The organism is Nitrospira sp. (assembly GCA_029194665.1).
Classification (GTDB): Bacteria; Nitrospirota; Nitrospiria; order Nitrospirales; family Nitrospiraceae; genus Nitrospira_D.
Map to the genome: position 1 here is coordinate 318,037 of JARFXO010000004.1, position 16,890 is coordinate 334,926.

At 56.0% G+C, this 16,890-nt stretch carries 12 protein-coding genes and 1 pseudogene; 11 read left to right on the forward strand and 2 right to left on the reverse strand.

Annotation, left to right across the window (positions count from 1 at the left end; all coding sequences use genetic code 11):
• Positions 1 to 352: 352 nt before the first annotated feature.
• The 10 genes and pseudogenes from P0119_14915 to P0119_14960 all read left to right on the forward strand — a co-directional run bounded on the left by P0119_14915 (position 353) and on the right by P0119_14960 (position 13,652).
• The gene (locus P0119_14915; protein MDF0667350.1) at positions 353 to 568 is read left to right on the forward strand and encodes a hypothetical protein; all 216 of its coding nucleotides are present in this window, start codon (positions 353 to 355) and stop codon (positions 566 to 568) included.
• Positions 569 to 1,035: 467 nt separating this feature from the next.
• Positions 1,036 to 2,640 (forward strand): peptide chain release factor 3, encoded by a 1,605-nt coding sequence (locus tag P0119_14920; protein ID MDF0667351.1) that lies wholly within the window; start codon positions 1,036 to 1,038, stop codon positions 2,638 to 2,640.
• A gap of 139 nt (positions 2,641 to 2,779) precedes the next feature.
• Positions 2,780 to 2,992: pseudogene (locus P0119_14925) on the forward strand (peptidoglycan-binding domain-containing protein).
• A 23-nt stretch (positions 2,993 to 3,015) separates the two neighbouring features.
• A complete protein-coding gene (locus tag P0119_14930; protein MDF0667352.1) occupies positions 3,016 to 3,195 on the forward strand; it encodes a hypothetical protein in 180 nt (59 codons plus the stop codon).
• A gap of 342 nt (positions 3,196 to 3,537) precedes the next feature.
• Complete coding sequence (locus tag P0119_14935) at positions 3,538 to 4,071, forward strand: hypothetical protein (protein MDF0667353.1); 534 nt, start codon at positions 3,538 to 3,540, stop codon at positions 4,069 to 4,071.
• 235 nt (positions 4,072 to 4,306) lie between these two features.
• Positions 4,307 to 9,130: a hypothetical protein gene (locus P0119_14940; GenBank protein MDF0667354.1), complete on the forward strand. Its 4,824-nt coding sequence runs from the start codon at positions 4,307 to 4,309 to the stop codon at positions 9,128 to 9,130.
• Between the two features lie 125 nt (positions 9,131 to 9,255).
• Complete coding sequence (locus tag P0119_14945) at positions 9,256 to 10,161, forward strand: carboxypeptidase-like regulatory domain-containing protein (GenBank protein ID MDF0667355.1); 906 nt, start codon at positions 9,256 to 9,258, stop codon at positions 10,159 to 10,161.
• Positions 10,162 to 10,190: 29 nt separating this feature from the next.
• Positions 10,191 to 11,120, forward strand: a complete 930-nt coding sequence (locus P0119_14950; GenBank protein ID MDF0667356.1) for a carboxypeptidase-like regulatory domain-containing protein — start codon at positions 10,191 to 10,193, stop codon at positions 11,118 to 11,120.
• Between the two features lie 213 nt (positions 11,121 to 11,333).
• The gene (locus P0119_14955) at positions 11,334 to 12,692 is read left to right on the forward strand and encodes a HEAT repeat domain-containing protein (protein ID MDF0667357.1); all 1,359 of its coding nucleotides are present in this window, start codon (positions 11,334 to 11,336) and stop codon (positions 12,690 to 12,692) included.
• A 111-nt stretch (positions 12,693 to 12,803) separates the two neighbouring features.
• Complete coding sequence (locus P0119_14960) at positions 12,804 to 13,652, forward strand: SUMF1/EgtB/PvdO family nonheme iron enzyme (protein MDF0667358.1); 849 nt, start codon at positions 12,804 to 12,806, stop codon at positions 13,650 to 13,652.
• 45 nt (positions 13,653 to 13,697) lie between these two features.
• Here the strand turns inward: P0119_14960 and P0119_14965 are convergent, their stop codons facing one another.
• Positions 13,698 to 14,468: a formylglycine-generating enzyme family protein gene (locus tag P0119_14965; GenBank protein ID MDF0667359.1), complete on the reverse strand. Its 771-nt coding sequence runs from the start codon at positions 14,466 to 14,468 to the stop codon at positions 13,698 to 13,700.
• Between the two features lie 301 nt (positions 14,469 to 14,769).
• On the opposite strand from P0119_14965, the gene P0119_14970 reads away from it, so the two are divergent.
• Positions 14,770 to 15,819, forward strand: coding sequence for a S1C family serine protease (locus tag P0119_14970; GenBank protein ID MDF0667360.1), 1,050 nt, complete (start codon positions 14,770 to 14,772; stop codon positions 15,817 to 15,819).
• 65 nt (positions 15,820 to 15,884) lie between these two features.
• On the opposite strand, the gene P0119_14975 is transcribed toward P0119_14970, so the two are convergent.
• The gene (locus P0119_14975) at positions 15,885 to 16,886 is read right to left on the reverse strand and encodes an L-threonylcarbamoyladenylate synthase (GenBank protein ID MDF0667361.1); all 1,002 of its coding nucleotides are present in this window, start codon (positions 16,884 to 16,886) and stop codon (positions 15,885 to 15,887) included.
• Positions 16,887 to 16,890 lie beyond the last annotated feature (4 nt).

Sequence of the window (16,890 nt, forward strand, 5' to 3'; positions counted from 1 at the left end):
ATTGCCGTCTCCGCGTTCCGTCAACAACAAAAGCGGGGACTGGTGCCTCGCTCGAATACGACCGCGTTCCGCAGTGAACACAACCTGTCCGCCGTTTGACCCACTCTCGTTACTGATCTGCAACGAGTATCTAGATCTTAGCCCACACTGACCTTCTCATATCATCGCCTGCCGGCCCGTCGCTCCATTGATCGCGGAATTCAATTCTTCGCTTTCTCTTCGGCTGCTCGGGCGATGGTGTTAGGCTGTGTTTCAGCCTATGCCTCTTTCATCTCTTCAACCTCCAATCGCTGAAGCCCCGACTGCTCCTCCGCTGCACCCTGCGGTCTCACAAGCGGCTGCGACAGCACTTGTGAGAGGCCAGATTGTCGATGCTATCAAGTTGGTTCGCTTGGAGCAGCACATCGGTTTCAATGAAGCCAAGGACTTGATCGATACGTATCTTCGATCACAACCGAACCTCAAGATTCGAATCGACGAAGCTCAAGCTGATGCGCGAGAGGGATTGCTCCGCTGGCTTACCTTTCTGCTGGCCGGCGGTGCGGGGCTTGCTTATTTTCTGATGTGAGGAATGGGAGTCCGCCGGCACAATGGATGCTGATCAAGTCCTGCTGGCATTGATCGGGGTTGGCGCATCATTCGTGACATTTTGTCTCATGCGGTTTCCGCGGATTCGGCGACCTCAGTTCCAACCATACGGTCCTTTCTCTCTCTCAGCCTCTCTCTTCGGTGCCTTGATGATTCTCCTCATCTCCGCCTTGACCGTTTACGCACAAGCTGTTTGGCCCTGATTTCTCCTTCTCCGACCTGGTGTGCAATTCCAAAACAAGTCGTTGCTTCTCGATAGACAGCCATGTTCTCCACGTCAGATAATTGGTTCGGTATGGAAATCGCCATGCTGATCGTTGTAGTTGTTGTGGCGCTTGCAACCTGTCTTGGGAAGGCAATCATCTGGACTGACTCAACGACTCGACCTATTCACCACGTGAGAATCATTCCTCTTGACGCCCGATATGATATGCTGCATCCCGCCCCATGACGACTGAGACGACTCTACTCGGCGAGCTCGCCGCCGCTACCGCGCGGAGGCGGACCTTTGCCATCATCAGCCACCCGGATGCCGGGAAAACGACGCTGACCGAAAAGCTTCTCCTGTACTCCGGCTTGATCCGAACCGCAGGCATGGTGCGTGGACGCAAAGGCGGTAAAACCACCGCCTCGGATTGGATGGGAATGGAACAAGAGCGCGGCATTTCCATCACCGCTTCGGCCATGCAGTTTCCCTATAAAGAGACCGTGGTGAACTTGCTGGATACGCCCGGCCACCAAGATTTCTCCGAAGATACCTATCGCACCTTGACGGCCGCCGACAGTGCCATCATGGTCATCGATGCAGCCAAAGGTGTGGAAACCCAGACTCGGAAACTCTTTGCCGTCTGCCGCATGCGGCGGATCCCTGTTCTGACGTTGATCAACAAGATGGACCTGCCGGGGCGTCCGCCGCTCGACCTGATGACCGAAGTAGAGCAGGCATTGGACATTCACGCCAGTGCGATCAACTGGCCGATCGGGTCCGGCAGTGACTTCGTGGGCATTGTCAGTCGTGCCGACAGCCGGGTGCAGCTGTTCAGCAAGACGATGCACGGTGGGGCGACGAAGGTCGACACGGACACCTTGCCGCTGACGGAGCTTCACTCAAATGGCAGAGTGTCCCAAGATACGATGGCGGAAGTCCAACATGATCTGGAGCTTTTGGACATTGCCGGGAATCCCTTCACGCGTGAGCAGTTTCTCCAGGGGGAGGTCACCCCGGTCTTTTTTGCGTCGGCACTCACGAATTTTGGGATTGAAAGCTTTCTCGACGCGTTTGTGAATCTCGCGCCAAGTCCCGGCATGCGGGCTGCTGACCGCGATGACGGATCCGAGTTCTCTGTGAATCCGATCGATATGCCGTTCAGCGCCTATGTATTCAAACTGCAGGCGAACATGAATCCCAAACATCGAGACAGCACCGCCTTTCTTCGGATCTGTTCCGGACGGTTCGAGCGAGATATGGTGGTCAAGCATCATCGGTTGGCTCGGGATATTCGATTGGCAAGGCCGCACAGTCTGGTGGCGCAGGAACGCAGTACGGTCGAAGAAGCCTATCCTGGCGACATCATCGGAATAATCAACCCTGGGGTCTTCGCCATCGGCGATACGGTATCATTAACAGGGGGCTTCAATTTTAAACCGCTGCCGCAATTCCAACCGGAAATATTCGCGCGTCTCAGACCAACGGACGTCGGCAAACGCAAAGCCTTCGATAAGGGCCTATTCCAGATGGCACAAGAGGGGACCGTGCAGATCATGAAAAGCTTCAACGACCAGGAGGCTCTGATCGCTGCGGTCGGTCGTCTCCAGTTCGATGTGCTGCAATATCGACTCCGCCAGGAATATCGCGTGGAAACCATCCTCGACGCGCTGCCCTTTACGTGTAGTGCGTGGCTGGATGGGGATCCCTCTACCTTCAAACCGCCATCGGCTTCGATGCTGGTGAAGGATCAACGGGACCGAGTCGTTATCCTATTCGGCGATCCGCTCATGAAGACCATCGCACGTGACCGGAATCCCGATCACAAACTACGTGAAATGGGATAGGCCGGAAGCCCATAAGACTCTCACCATGACAACGTTGCAAATCGGTTCGAGCGGTCCCGATGTCATGAAGCTTCAACAAACCCTCAAGGAGCGGGGGGTCGATCCGGGCAACATCGATGGTTAGTTCGGGCGTGGAACGGAAGCGGCGGTGCTTGCGTTCCAGAAGAGCGAAGGGCTTTATTCGGACGGCGTTGCCGGTCCGCGTACGCTTGCGCTGTTGGGATTGGCGGAACCGGCGGATGTGGTGAGCGCAGTTCCTGACGTCACCGTCACGGTGGTGTCGGAAATGTTCCCCCTACGCAGATCGGCAACATCAAGGCGAATCTTCCGCCTGTCCTCCATTCCCTCGTAGACCGCGAGCTGACGGACAAACCCATGGTGCTCGTTGCGCTTGCGATCATCCGGGCAGAGACGGAGAGCTTTGAGCCGATCGCGGAAGGCCGATCACGCTATAACACCTCGCCCAATGGTCATCCCTTCGACCTCTACGATTATCGCAAGGACTTGGGCAACCAAGGCCCTCCGGACGGCGAACAATATCGTGGACGAGGGTAGATTCAGCTCACAGCGCGCCTGACCTACGGCAAATACGGGACGACGATCGGTCTCGGCGATCGAATGACTACGTCGGCATGGCGCTTTTCTCGACGATGAGTTTGGGAGTACCATGAAATCTCCCTTAGAACGTAGTGCGTCCTTTTTTTCCTGTTTGCTTTTCCCCCGGTTGGTATCCTAGACTCCTCAAGTCAAGGCCGGCGAGGAGCGTTACTTCTTCGAACAAATGTCGTGTTGCGCATGAGCCGGATTCTCCTTGTCCCACTCCCCCTTGCCTGGTTTCTGCTCGGTGTGACGTGTTTGTCTGCTCTTGCGAAACCTCTCCTTGCAGCACCAGGGGGAATGACAGAGACCTTCCCTGTTCAGAAACCCGCACCAGTCGCGGTTGTGATTGAAACAACCGGGAGCGAGGCCGAACTGCGGCAGCAGATGCGTGTCAAGAATCATGTCGGTGAACTCTCGGCGGGAACCATCCGGTTTTCAGAGGCACCGATCGGAAGCTTCGGCTTCATCGCGCCACAGTCTCTCGGAATGGCCTTGGTCACGCAAAGTCCCGATCTTGAATTGGATCGGGTGGCTTCAACAGCTAATGCCTATGAAATCCATAAGGTCTCGGATGGCAACGGATTGTTGGTTGGATTCATGACTAGGGAAGCGGCATCGCAGATTTCCCCCAGCGAACGGCCTAAGAACCTGCGCATTGCGCTCTGCTCCAACTCCGTGGAGAAGGCGTCCACCATCGTCGCGGTCCCTTTAAGTAAGTTGATGGTAGACCGAATGCCGATCAGGCTTGACCCCAAAGAATCAGAGAGTCCGGTAATGCTGAGCATGGATTTGCTCACTACGGCCAACCGGAAGTCGACCACCGGACGATAGCCAAATGAAAATGTGCAGAGAGGCAGTGCTCCGTAAACGTATTGACAGTCCATGCGGAGTTGAGTATCTTGCGACTCTTACTATCGACGAATAGCGAACGTGAACATCACATCTTTCGGTCAGGTCGGTTGGTTGTTACCGAAACTATTTTGTCTTCTTGCACATGGTTGATGGAGGCCGGCTGAGTAGCCTTCGCTGCTCACTTACACTTAATGTTATGAAGGAGGGTCGGTTCATGTCTCACCGTCATTACACATTCACCCGAGTCTTGAGTGGACTCGCCGGCATCGCGCTGTTCGTGGCGCCGTCGGCCCTGCTCGCTGAGACTCCATCGCATGTGGCGATGAATCATCAACAGGCAGGTTGGGCCGAACAACTGAAGGGGCAGACGATCATTGAAGATACAATGGAAGGCCGACCGGAGCGTACTTCCATGGTCGAGCGGCAACACCAGCGCATCATGGAACAAATGGACCATGACGCGACCGTGCAACGCACCGGCGGGTATTACAACGATCTGAACATGATGCACCAGTACGGCGCCGGAAATCAGGACGTGCTGCTCATGTCGAACTCCGGCGTCGAACCGGTGTCGATGTCGGGCGGGCGCTGTCCGGCATCCGCGCCGGTCCGGAAGTACGACGTCTCGGCGATCAACGTCGAGATTTCGCTCAACATGTGGCTCGACTTCTACCCTGGGTACATGTACGTCCTGACCGAGAACCTTGAAAAAGTGCGGGCAGAGGAAGCGGCGAATCGAGCGGCCCGCGAGAAGGAAGGTTATGATCCCGGAGCAGTCAAGAACGGATTGCAGAGCCAGTGGATTCAGCCGTTGGTGATCCGAGGCAATCAGGGCGATTGTGTCAAGTTGACGCTTCGTAATCAACTGGAGGGCGGCGAGGAGGTCAGTCTCAACATTCATGGCTCCAGCATGATCGTCGCCTCCACGGGCAAGCCGGCGACAACCACGAATCCGGACAGCATCGCGGCCAAAGATAAGTCCGTGGATCTGGAGTGGTACATTCCGCCGAGCCAACAAGAGGGCGGCCGGCAGTTTCACTCCTACAGCAACGATCGTGAGCTGACGGTCATGGGCCTGTTCGGGACGTTTGTCGTTGAGCCCAAGGGGTCTGAATATCTCGACCCGTTGGGAACCGGCGAGCCGACGCAGATGGCCAGTGGGTGGCAGGCCATCATCAAGAACGGGGCAGGGCCTGACTTCCGAGAATTCGTGATTTTCTATCACGAAGTCGGAGACGAGGCGTTTCGACCGCTGAACAAGAAGGGCGATTTCATTCCCCAGCGTGATCCCTTGACCGACGTCTATCGGCCGGTGGCCCGTGCCTTAAATTACCGGAGTGAGCCCTTCGGCGTCGACAACATGCAAACGCAGCACGAGTACTTCGGGTTCGAAGACGAATCCATGGCCTACAGCGCCTATACGTTCGGTGATCCGGCGACGACTATTCCTCGCAGCTATCTGGGTGATCCGGCAAAGTTTCGCCTCGTGCACGGGGGGTCTGAGGTGTTTCACTCTCACCATCCGCACGGAGGATCGATTCGTTGGCCGCGGAGTCCGCGCGCCATCGACGAAATGCCTCTGTGGCATACAGCCAAGAACGGGCCGGTCAAATATCCCGTGATTCGGACCAAGTCCGACCGCGTGGACGTGGAAGTCATCGGACCGTCCGAGACCATGGACCTGGAAACCGAATGTGGCTCCGGCCTTTGCCAACAGTTGGCCGGGGACTTTCTGTTCCACTGTCACGTCGCTCACCATTACATCGCAGGGATGTGGGGCTATTGGCGTGTGTACAACACGCTGCAACAGGGAACGTATCATAATGACGTGATGCCGGATCTGCGTGAGCTGCCGGACCGGGCCGGCCGTATTCAAAACGGTATTACTTCGGACCAGCTCATCGGTCGCACCGTGGACTGGTTCGGAAAGACCTTCACCATCGTCAAGGATGGGAAGACCAACTGGAAGGCGTCGCCTGCCGTCGTCAATCTGAAGGACTGGGTCAACATGCAGCTGCCGCCGCAGGGACAGCCTGGACACCAGAAAGATGAGCGCGCCCAGACCCGTTCCTACGACGCAAGCGTGCTGGATTGGGCTTGGCAGGGTGATCGTGCAATGACCGAACGCGAAAACACTGTGGACAATCCGCGGTACAAATCGCCGTCCCCCGGCAACCGGCTGCCGATTCTTTTTGAGAGCGCCACCGGAAAAATTGCCTGGCCGCATTTGACGCCCCATTTCGGGCGCCGTGTGATCTTCTCTCAGAATCACAATCCTGCTCCATGGTTGGATATGATCCATCTTGAGGAGGACGGTTTGCCCAGTTCCTATCCGGCAAAGCCTGGAGAGAATGGGCGATGGAGCATGTGCCCAGAGAATGCCGGCTCCAAGAAATACAACGTGCATTTCATTCAGACACCGATCACGTTGTCCGATAAGCAGGGCGATACGCCGGCTATCGTGGACAAGGACGGGCTGATTTACGTGCTACATGAGGAAGAAGCGCAGACCAGGAAGAGCGACATCAAGTATCCGCTGGTGGTGCGCGCCAATATTTATGATTGTATCGATTGGATGTTGACCAGCGAGTGGCCGGACGATGACCATGTCAACTTCCAGGCGTCGAAGATCAATACACATTGGCACTTCTTGCAGTTCGACAATCAATCGTCCGACGGCGTCATCAGCGGCTTTTCGTATGAGCAATCGGTGCGTCCGTTCACGATGCTGGAGAAGAAGTTGAAAAAGGGCCTGCCTGTGCCGATGAATACGGTTTTCACCAAACCGGCGAAGAAGGGCGAGCGGGTCATTACGGTCAAGAACGCCGCTCAATACCATCCGAACGTGGAACTGCTGATCGGAGCAGACAATGTCGAAGGTAACGAGATCGGTCGGGTCAAGTCGATCCAAGGCAATCAGATCACCCTCTATCGTCCGCTGAAAAATGCTCATCCGGCCAACGACATCGTGACGGTGGAATTCGTCCGGCAGCGATTCTGGGTGGATTCCGACGTCGGGACGGTCTTTTGGCACGACCATGCGTTGGGCCGAGTCACATGGCCTCACGGAGGGTTCGGCACGATCATCATCGAGCCGGTTGGTTCGACCTATCATAATCCAAAGACCGGCAAGGAGGTCCGGAGCGGCCCGCTTGTGGATATTCGAACAGCGGAGCCGGTTGGATATGGGGTGAACGGCAGCTTCCGGGAGTTGCTGGTGCAGCTCAATGACACCGTGCCTCATACGGTGAACATCGTGACGGCTGGCAATCCTCCGGGTCAGCCGATTGAAGTGGCATTGGAAGCCGGGAAAACAGTATCTTTCCCCATGCCGGAAAAAATGCCGATGGTGCCGATGTCCTTCCTCAACGGAGGAACCCATACGACAGGTGGTGGGCTGAATTTCAAGGCCGAGCCCATCGCGAGTCGTTTGGCCGCCAATCCTGATTCATCCAAGTTGTTCAGCAGCGCCGTCCACGGCGATCCCTATACGCCGATGGTACGAGCGTATTTGGGCGATACAGTGGTGTTCCGGTTGCTTCAGACCATGGCGAACGAGACGATGGTATGGACGGTTTCAGGCCATACCTATTTAACAGAACGTTATGCGGGCGATGCGAACCGGAAGAACTCGATCCATATCGGCATTGCCGAACGGTACGATCTGGTGGTGCCGCAAGCAGGTGGACCACGGCTGCAACCTGGAGACTACATCCACTTCAACGGTCGCGGGTCGAAGTTCTCGGAGGGTGCCTGGGGCATCATGCGGGTGTTAGACAAGGAGGCGCCAGACCTCCAAAAGCTCCCAGCCGGATACAGCCGTCGCAATGAGATTCCGAAGCCGATGGCGGTCTGTCCGGCAGAGGCTCCGGTGAAAAATTTCAACGTTGTGGCATTGGATTATCCTTCGATGAAGTTGAACCCGAAGGCGCCTGATTCCATCGAAGTCGACTTCGAACGGACGATCCAGATGGTCAATCCGAACGCCAAGATTTACGCGTTGGAAGAAGATGCCACGAAGGTGGCCGCTGGTGCCCAGCCGATGCCACTGACCTTGCGGGCGAATGTCGGGGATTGTCTCAAGGTGAAGCTGACCAACCGGATGAAGGAGAGCCGAGCCTCGTTCTCCGCCATCGGATTGGTGTTCAACCCCAAAGATTCGCTCGGTGCAAACGTCGGGAACAATCCCGGCGATCAGACCATCGCGCCGGGAGAGAATCGTACCTACACTTACTACGCGGATCCCTTCCTGGGAGAGACCGCATCATTGGTGTGGGACTGGGGCAATGTAGTCACCAATCCACGGAACGGCCTTTATGGAGCAGTGGTGATCGGCCCGAAGGGGGCCCAGTATCGCGATCCGAAGACCGGCGCGGATATTTCAACGAAGAACAGCTGGATAGCCGATGTCATCGTTGATCGGACGATTCAGGGTTATGAACATCGCGTGAATTACCGCGACGTGGCCCTGTTCTTCCAGGACGAGGACAATATCATCGGGACCAGTTTCATGCCCTATGTGCAAAACACCGCGGGCTTGACGGCCGTCAATTATCGAGCGGAGCCCTATAAATTCCGCGAAGAGAAGGGCTGCACCCTCGGGAAGGTGTTCCAGCCTTGTGTCGTCGACAAGCCGGAGGATCCGGCGACGCCGATCATTGAGGCGCATGCAGGGGATCCCGTTAGAATCCATGTGTTCGGTGCGAGCAACGAACAGAACGGTATGTTCAGTGTCGAACGCCATGAGTGGCCGATCGAGCCGTTCATGCGCGGAGCAGACATGATCAGCGTGGTGGAGTTCTCCGGGTCGGAGACGCTGGATGCGTTCCTCCCGAGCGCCGGGGGGCCGTTCCGCATGCCGGGTGATTATGTCTGGAGCAATCAACGGTTACCCTACTCGCAGTCGGGACAATGGGGCTATCTGCGGGTGTTGCCGACTGGAGATCAACGGGTATTGCCGCTCTCCGGTGCTGTGACAGGAACGAAGAGTGCTGCTGTTGGTGAACCGGTACAGGTCGTTCCGGTAGCAACAAGGTAACTTGATTGCCTCTCGGAGAGGCAATCACAACTTCGAAGAGGGGGAGGCCTGCGCTCCCCCTTTTCCTTTATGACAGGCATCTGGTAGCATCAGAGAAACTGATCTGAATTGAAAGCGAGAATGCCATGAAAACCACGTTGGTTTCAGCCTTGCTCGTGATGGCCTGTGCTTCTACGGCCTGGTCCTATCAAGAAATTGAAGTGAAAGATGGAGGAACCGTCGCAGGAAAAGTGAGAATGACCGAAGGAAAGCCGATCCCCAAAGGGTTCAACCTTGTCACCTTTCCGGATCCTGTCTATTGCGGAAGAATTTCCACAGGGACCGGGTGGAGGATTTTGGACGAGTTCAGCGTTTCGGCAGATCGAGGCCTCAAAGACACAGTTGTGTTGCTGGTCGATGCGGAGAAAGGAAAGCCGTTTAAGTTCGTTCCGCCCACCATCGAGGCCCGCGACTGTCGGTTTTTGCCTTTTGTCAGTGTGGTGAAAGACCGAGCCGAGGTTCGAGTCGTCAATATGGATCCGGTGTTTCATGATATTCAGGCGTATGAAACGTCGGATCTTGGTCCACGTGTGTTATTCAACACACCGCTTCCGATGAATCCCCTGCACGTGCGGGATGCCGGGTCCGAGAGTCATGAGCATCTGGCCGGACAACCGATGGTCGAAGTCGTCAAGATGACGAAGAACCGTCGGTTTTTCGTCATGCAGTGTGGGTTTCATGCCTACATGGAAAGCTGGGGGTTCGCCGTGGACAATCCCTATTACACGGTGACCGACACGGAAGGACGGTTTTCGCTGTCAGATGTGCCTGCCGGCGAGTATACCTTGATGGCGTGGCATCCTGGAGTAGGGACGGTGCTAGAAAAGAAAATATCCGTGTCGCCGAAACAGACGCATCAAGTAGATTTCACGTTTGAATCTCCCAAAGGACGTCGAAGTGTCCATGAAATTGCAGAAAATCCGCATTACGGGTTGGAGGTGCTGGGAAAATCCGTGGAGATTCGTCCGACTCTCCAACTGCAGACCCCGTAACGCCGTTCGGTGGAATAGGAGCATGGCCTGTGAGTAGAGTCGCCTGCATGTCCGGCTTGACCGCAGCCCTTGTCTTTGCTGTAGCCATTCCAGCACTCACGCCGGCAAGCGCGTATGATGTGGTAACGGTACGGCAGGGAGGAACCATCGAAGGGACGGTGACGCTCGATGGACCGGTGCCGGACCCGAAGGCGTTCAGTCTGATCACGTTTCCGGATCCCGCCTATTGCGGCCGGATCTCCAATGGCAGCGGGTGGCGCTTGCTGCATGACTTTGTTGTCGGTCATCAGGGAGGACTGAAGGATGCCATTGTGCTCCTGGAAGGGGTCGAAGCTGGAAAACCGTTTGATGTTTCTGTCCCGTTGATCGAAGCCCGCGACTGCATGTTCCAGCCGTTCATGACCATTGTCCGTAATGGGCATGCGGTCGAGGTCATCAATATGGATCCCGTGATGCACGATATTCAGGGCTATGAGACGTCGCTGGAAGCGGGTGCGCGAGTCTTGTTCAATAGCCCGTTAGTCATGAATCACCAGCATCGTCGAGGGGATATCCATGCAACGCACGACCATGCTCCAGGTGCATCGTTGGTCGGGCCGATTTATTTGAACAAGGGGCGACGTACGTTCTACATGCAATGTGGCTTCCATGCCTACATGGAGAGCTGGGCCATGGCCGTGAACAATCCCTACTATGCGCTGACAGATGCCGAGGGGAAGTTCTCGATCACCGGCATTCCTCCCGGCACCTATCAGTTGGTGGTATGGCACCCGCAGACAGGACCTGGAACGACAAGGACGGTTGTGGTGCAACCGGATGGAAAGTTGCGTGAGCAACTGTCGCTACCCGCTCCCAAGGGGAATCGAACCGCGTATAAGGTCATGGATAGCCCTCGGTTCGCCCCTGAGTCGTTAGGGTACCCTGTTGACATCCAGCCGTTCGTCGAACGTCAACATTGATAGTCATGCACTTCTCTACTGTGAAGCGGCCTTGCCGATCCGTATCTCTCGGCTTCCTCGGCGTTGTTTCAATAGATACCCGGATCAAGTCTGAAATGCGACAACCGCCCATCCCATGAGCCGGAATTCTCCGGCACGTCCGTCAAACGGGTAACAGATAAATACGATCACACAGGCATGAGTGCAACCGGCCGGCGGCGCGAAGGGTAGAGGATGAATCCGCTGAACATGCGTCAACGTGCGATTGTCTTGGTTGCCCTTGCCTGCTGTATTTCTCTGGCTGGGCCTGCGTTTGGCGGAACGGCATCGCAGATTCAGCAGGTTCAGGCACTCTATGACAAGAAGGAGTATCAGAAGGCTCTTGAAGGGCTGGACAATCTCGATTCTCAGACGTTGGGCGTAGTGGATGTTCGTCGACTCAAGATTCGCACACTTCTGAGACTGGGCAACCCGAAGAATGCCCTTACAAACTATGACGAGCTTGTGCAGGTCTTGAAGCATGAGGATCCGTCGATCCTTCGTGAGGTCTCACTCGGATTTGTTCTTGTCCTGACGAAGGATATGCGCGAGCAAATGCGTGGTGCGGCCTATACTGCCCTCAAGGAATGGCACAGTCCTGAGTCGATTCCATTCTTGGAAGATGGGCTCAGCGACGGATCCGGTCTTGTCCGAGCCTTAGCGGCTGAAGGGCTTGCGAAGCTGGACGAGGGACGCCGTTCGTCCCGATTCCGGCAGGCCTTGGACGATCAGGCGGCGTTGGTGAAGGTGGCGGTACTCAAGGGTTTTGCAACGTCCGGTGATCCTTCCGTCATCCCGCTCGTCGAGCCCCTACTGAGTGATTCCGAGATACGGGTGCGAGTCGCAGCCGCCGAGGTGCTCTGTAATTTCAAACGACCCAGGGGCTGTGAACTGCTCTTTCAGTATGCGAAGGCACCAAATCCAGATGGGCGGGCCTCGGCGATTCGTGCCCTGGTTGATCGGCGGTCGACAGAAGTTTTGCCGATTCTCATCGAGTCGAGTGAAGACAAGCAGCCATCGGTACGGGGGGCTGCCGCCACAGGGTTGGTCCATGTGCCTACTGCCGAAGCAGTCACTGTTCTGACCAGACTGCTGAGAGACCCCCTCCCACCAGTGCGGATCGCTGCAGCCGTCAGCCTGGGGCAGCTGCGCGGATTTGATGTACGCGCGCCTCTGAATAGGGCTCTCGATGATCGTGACCCGGCAGTCAGAGCCTTCGTCATCGGCGCGTTGCTGGAGCAGGGTGAACGCTATGAGATGGTAGCCGGCCCTGTGCAGGCTCTCAGGAACACGAATGAGCCGGCCGTTCGCGCTGCCGTGGCACGAGCCTTGGGGCATGCCGGAGAATCGAATCGAGAGCCGGCACGATCGGCCTCGATGCTGCTGGTTCAGGATACGGTGCCTCGAGTGAGGATTGCGGCGGTCAAGTCAATGGCAAAGATTGATGGGGTGGATGCGATCCCCCTCCTCAAACAGAGTCTGCACGACGAGGATGATGCAGTTCGGGCAACGGCCGGAGGAGCGCTGTTGAAGGTTGTGCTCCCGAACAACTAGGCTAGGGACGTACCGTTGCGCCGCTACGTTCATCGATGTCGTTGAACCGGAGTCGTTCCCTATGCGATGGTTCGATGAACCAGTGCTGTTCCTGTAGAAGGAGTTGTGTCCATGGCCATTCGAGTCCTTGCTGTGTTGGCGCTGTTGGGCTTCTGGCTCAACGCCTCTTTTCTGTTCGCAAATGAGCCACCGGGGCACGATCCGATCGAGCCGCCGACGAGTCAAGACGGCGCGCCGATGATTGTGGTCCCGGCCGGCTCGTTCCCGATGGGTGTGCCGGCTGGAGCCCGTGACGGAGGACGCGATGAATATCCACGTCATGACGTGTTCGTCGATACATTTGCGATCGATAAATTTGAAGTCACAAACGGCCGGTATTTGGAATTCGTGAAGTCCACAGGACATCGCGTTCCACAGAATCCAAGAAATCCGACAAGAAACCTTTGGCAAGGGGAGAGCATCACCGATTCGTTGACCGATCGACCAGTGATCAATGTTGATTGGTTTGATGCCGAAGCCTACTGTAGATGGGCGGGTAAACGACTCCCCACCGAAGCCGAATGGGAAAAGGCGGCCAAGGGGACGTCCGATAGGCGATTCCCTTGGGGGAACGTTGAACCGACCTCCAAACATCTTAACTACAACCAACCGTGGATCGGGGAGAAGACTCTCATGCCGGTCGGAAGTTATGAGGCGGGCAAGAGCCCGTACGGTCTGTATGACATGGCCGGCAATGTTTGGGAATGGGTCGATGACTGGTACGATGCTCGATATTATGAGAAGAGCCCGAAAAAGAATCCGAAAGGTCCGGACACAGGCACGAAGAAAGTGATCAGGGGCGCGGGTTGGCAAAACGAGACGCCCACGGTCCGCATCTTTACTCGTGTCGAGAGCGATCCAACGGTCCGAAATGAGTCCACAGGATTTCGTTGCGCGGCCAGCACACCGATGAAACGCTGAACCGGGAATCTCTCGACTACGTGATATCGAGGGGACTCCGTTAGGTTAAGGGGAGTTAGAGATCAATGATCGCGCGCACCGGAAGCCGATTGTCGCAGCACGTTGGTCTGGAGGGGCACCGCCTCTGGTTGCCGTTCGAAGCATGACGCGGTGGCTTTTCCAAGAGCCACCCCGAACACTCTTGTAGCGCCCGGTGGTTGGGCCTGGCGGATTGCGTTCCGGCATGTACGCATAGTAGTCGAACCCGAACCAATCCTGTACCCATTCGGCAATGTTGCCCGCCATATGGTGCAAGCCATAGGGACTCTTACCTTCCTCATAGGAATCGACTGCTGCAAGAATAGGAATCTCATGGACATGATGTTGCCCGAACATCGCGAGTGTGGAGCTGGGAATCGCTTCACCCCATGGGTAGGAAATCCCTTCAGGCCCCCGCGCCGCCTTTTCCCATTCGGCCTCGGTCGGTAGTCTGGCGTGCTTTGCCGCGCATAGATCGTTCGCTTCTGCCCATGTGACATAGAGCGCAGGCCAGCGGGTCAAGGTCTGGTCGGAGATGGAATGGACGGTGATGACGTGCCAGAGGAGTTTTTGCAGTTCGCCCGAGGGATGAAACTTCTGTTGCTGCAGAAAGGTCACGTATTCTCCGAGGCTCACTTCATCTCGATCCATCTCATAGGCATCCAGCCAGACTCGATGTTGGGGCAGTTCCGTATCGTCGAACTGGGTCCGGTTGCCATAGGGTTCGTTGTCGACTCGGTTGCTTCCGAGCAAAAACGTACCAGCAGGGATGGTGATCATCGGCGATGATCTGGCCAACCTCACGATTCCTGTTAAATGACGGGCTAGTTCTGGTGATGGCTTTGAGCCGGCCTCTCCGATGGAGGGTCTTCCCATGGTGACTACGAGCGCAAATGTGATCATAGCCAATACACAAAGGAGGCGGAACGACTTGTCCGAGAGATTCATGACGAGTCCGGATCTCGTTGCACTATAAAGCGGACATCTGTAGCTTACAATAGTTAGGGCTGAGGATCAGGACGTTCTGAGTCATTCGACATCCTTCAAAACGGATAGTATGCGGCCCTGATCCGTACATGGCTATGGAAAGGAGCAGGGAATGAGAACGGATCACCTATTCACCTCTCACTATCTGCGCCCTTCCGTGTCCTGTGTGTGGATCGTCACGATAATGCTCACCCTCCCGCTCCATGCGGAACCAACACCGCTTAGCCAGGACACGCTTCTTCGAGCAAGGCAGGTGACGGTGGGCATCCTAGCAGACACACAGGATCAACGAATGCCGGAGAAAGCCGGAAAGGTGATTATCCGAGGAACAGGATTTCATTTGCGCGAAGGCTATGTGATTACCGCGAGACATACCGCAGAGAAACACGAACTCTCGACGGGTACCATCGTTCAGAAACAGATTCGCCTGCTCACGAATGATCTCCACGAACTTCCCGCCGATCTCGTGGGCGAGAGTACGTTCATGGATGTTGTCTTGTACCGAGTGGTCGAACAGCATCGTTCGAAATTGCAGGCAGGGACGTCCTTTGCCTCGGCCGAGGCATCATCCGGGATGGAAGTCTTCACAATCGGTTATCCGCTTGGTTGGGGGCCGACCATGGCCTTTGGGAAAATCGGAAATACCAATACATTTCTGCAAACCGTCGATACCCGTCTCATTCAGGCCGATCTTTCGACCTGCAGTGGAAATTCAGGAGGTGGGTTGTTCAACCCCCAAGGAGAAATTGTCGGCATCGTGCATGCCGTGATCCAAACCGATCAAGAAGAGACCCAGGCTCACTGCAGTCGCCTGACCTTTGTCGTTCCAGGAACCCTTGCGGAGCGCATCATTAACGCAGCTCTTTTAGGTAAGCCTCTTGCCTTCTCCAGACTCGGGGTCCACATGACTTCGATAAAAGACGGCACGAAGTTGCGTGTTGCCGTGAAGGACGTCGCGGAACCGGCAAGATCTGCAGGTATTCAGAAACACGATATTTTGTTGGCCATCGAGGATACGGAGATTCTTGATGCAGCCCAATTGAAGAATTTCCTCATCGAGCGGACAACCCCTGGCCAGGAAGTGTCGGTCAAAGTGCGCCGAGTCGATGTTGATCTGACGTTCCATGTCGTGCTGGGCGGTGAGGGGAGCAAGGCCAAGTAACAGGTGAATTCATTTGCAAGCGAACGATCCTCAAGTGGATGACGAAATTTAAGGGCCTGTTACGATCATTGTTCGGCACAACGGCGGAGGCGATCCATGATCGCGACTCCGAGCCCTTCCTCGTTGCACGGTTCCGTATAGATCCTATCCAGACCGAGGGAGTCCAGCCTCCGGAGTGCTGCAAACAGGTGTCGCGCAGCTTCCCTCAGATCGCCCGCAGCAGATAGCACTTCAACAGCGGCAAAGCGACTGTCTCTCCGACTCGCTTGTGAGAAAACCAGCAAGCCGGCCCGTTCGTCAGCTTTAAGGACCGGTCTAGCCCCGGCCGATGCCATGATGGTGACCGGGGTTTGCGTTGCGTAGTGACGTGATAATTGGCCTGGTGCGATCGGCTTTTGGTTCACGGACGGCGATCGGCGAATAGAACCGATGACACTGCTGAGTTGTTCGATGGTGATGCTGCCTGGACGCAGCAATTCCGGCTGTGCTCCTACCAGTGAAACGATCGTCGATTCGATCCCAACAGGACAGGGTCCGCCGTCGAGTATGAGATCCGCGTTGCTTCCAAGTCCTTCAGCAACATGTTGAGCGCTCGTGGGGCTCACATAGCCAAAGGGGTTGGCGCTGGGACCGGCGATTGGGGTACCTGCTTCCCGAATCAACGCCTGTGCCACTGGATGATTCGGCATTCTGACTGCAACCGTCGGGAGTCCGGCGGTGACGAGATCTGGAACGATCGATTGCTTCGGCAAGACCAAAGTCAGGGGGCCGGGCCAAAACTTATCTATGAGTCTGTGACCTTTGGGAGGCAGGGAGGTGATCACAGTATCCAACTGGCTGAGATCAGCGATGTGGACGATGAGCGGGTCGAACTGAGGACGTCGCTTGGCTTCGAAGACCTTCGCTGCTGCATCGGCATTCATCGCATCGCAACCGAGTCCGTAGACCGTTTCGGTTGGAAACGCAACGAGTCCACCTGTTTTGATGATCCTTCCTGCCGACCGGATGGATTCGGGATCTGTTGCCGAGAGGATGGCACCCGTCAAATGATTGGTCGCTCCATCCATAGGA

Bases quoted from the DNA above. Each gene is read 5' to 3' on its own strand.
- P0119_14945 (MDF0667355.1), top strand. From the start codon at position 9,256: ATGAAAACCACGTTGGTTTCAGCCTTGCTCGTGATGGCCTGTGCTTCT.
- P0119_14960 (MDF0667358.1), top strand. From the start codon at position 12,804: ATGGCCATTCGAGTCCTTGCTGTGTTGGCGCTGTTGGGCTTCTGGCTC.
- P0119_14935 (MDF0667353.1), top strand. From the start codon at position 3,538: ATGACAGAGACCTTCCCTGTTCAGAAACCCGCACCAGTCGCGGTTGTG.
- P0119_14955 (MDF0667357.1), top strand. From the start codon at position 11,334: ATGAATCCGCTGAACATGCGTCAACGTGCGATTGTCTTGGTTGCCCTT.
- P0119_14970 (MDF0667360.1), top strand. From the start codon at position 14,770: ATGAGAACGGATCACCTATTCACCTCTCACTATCTGCGCCCTTCCGTG.
- P0119_14975 (MDF0667361.1), bottom strand. From the start codon at position 16,886: ATGGATGGAGCGACCAATCATTTGACGGGTGCCATCCTCTCGGCAACA.
- P0119_14930 (MDF0667352.1), top strand. From the start codon at position 3,016: ATGGTGCTCGTTGCGCTTGCGATCATCCGGGCAGAGACGGAGAGCTTT.
- P0119_14920 (MDF0667351.1), top strand. From the start codon at position 1,036: ATGACGACTGAGACGACTCTACTCGGCGAGCTCGCCGCCGCTACCGCG.
- P0119_14940 (MDF0667354.1), top strand. From the start codon at position 4,307: ATGTCTCACCGTCATTACACATTCACCCGAGTCTTGAGTGGACTCGCC.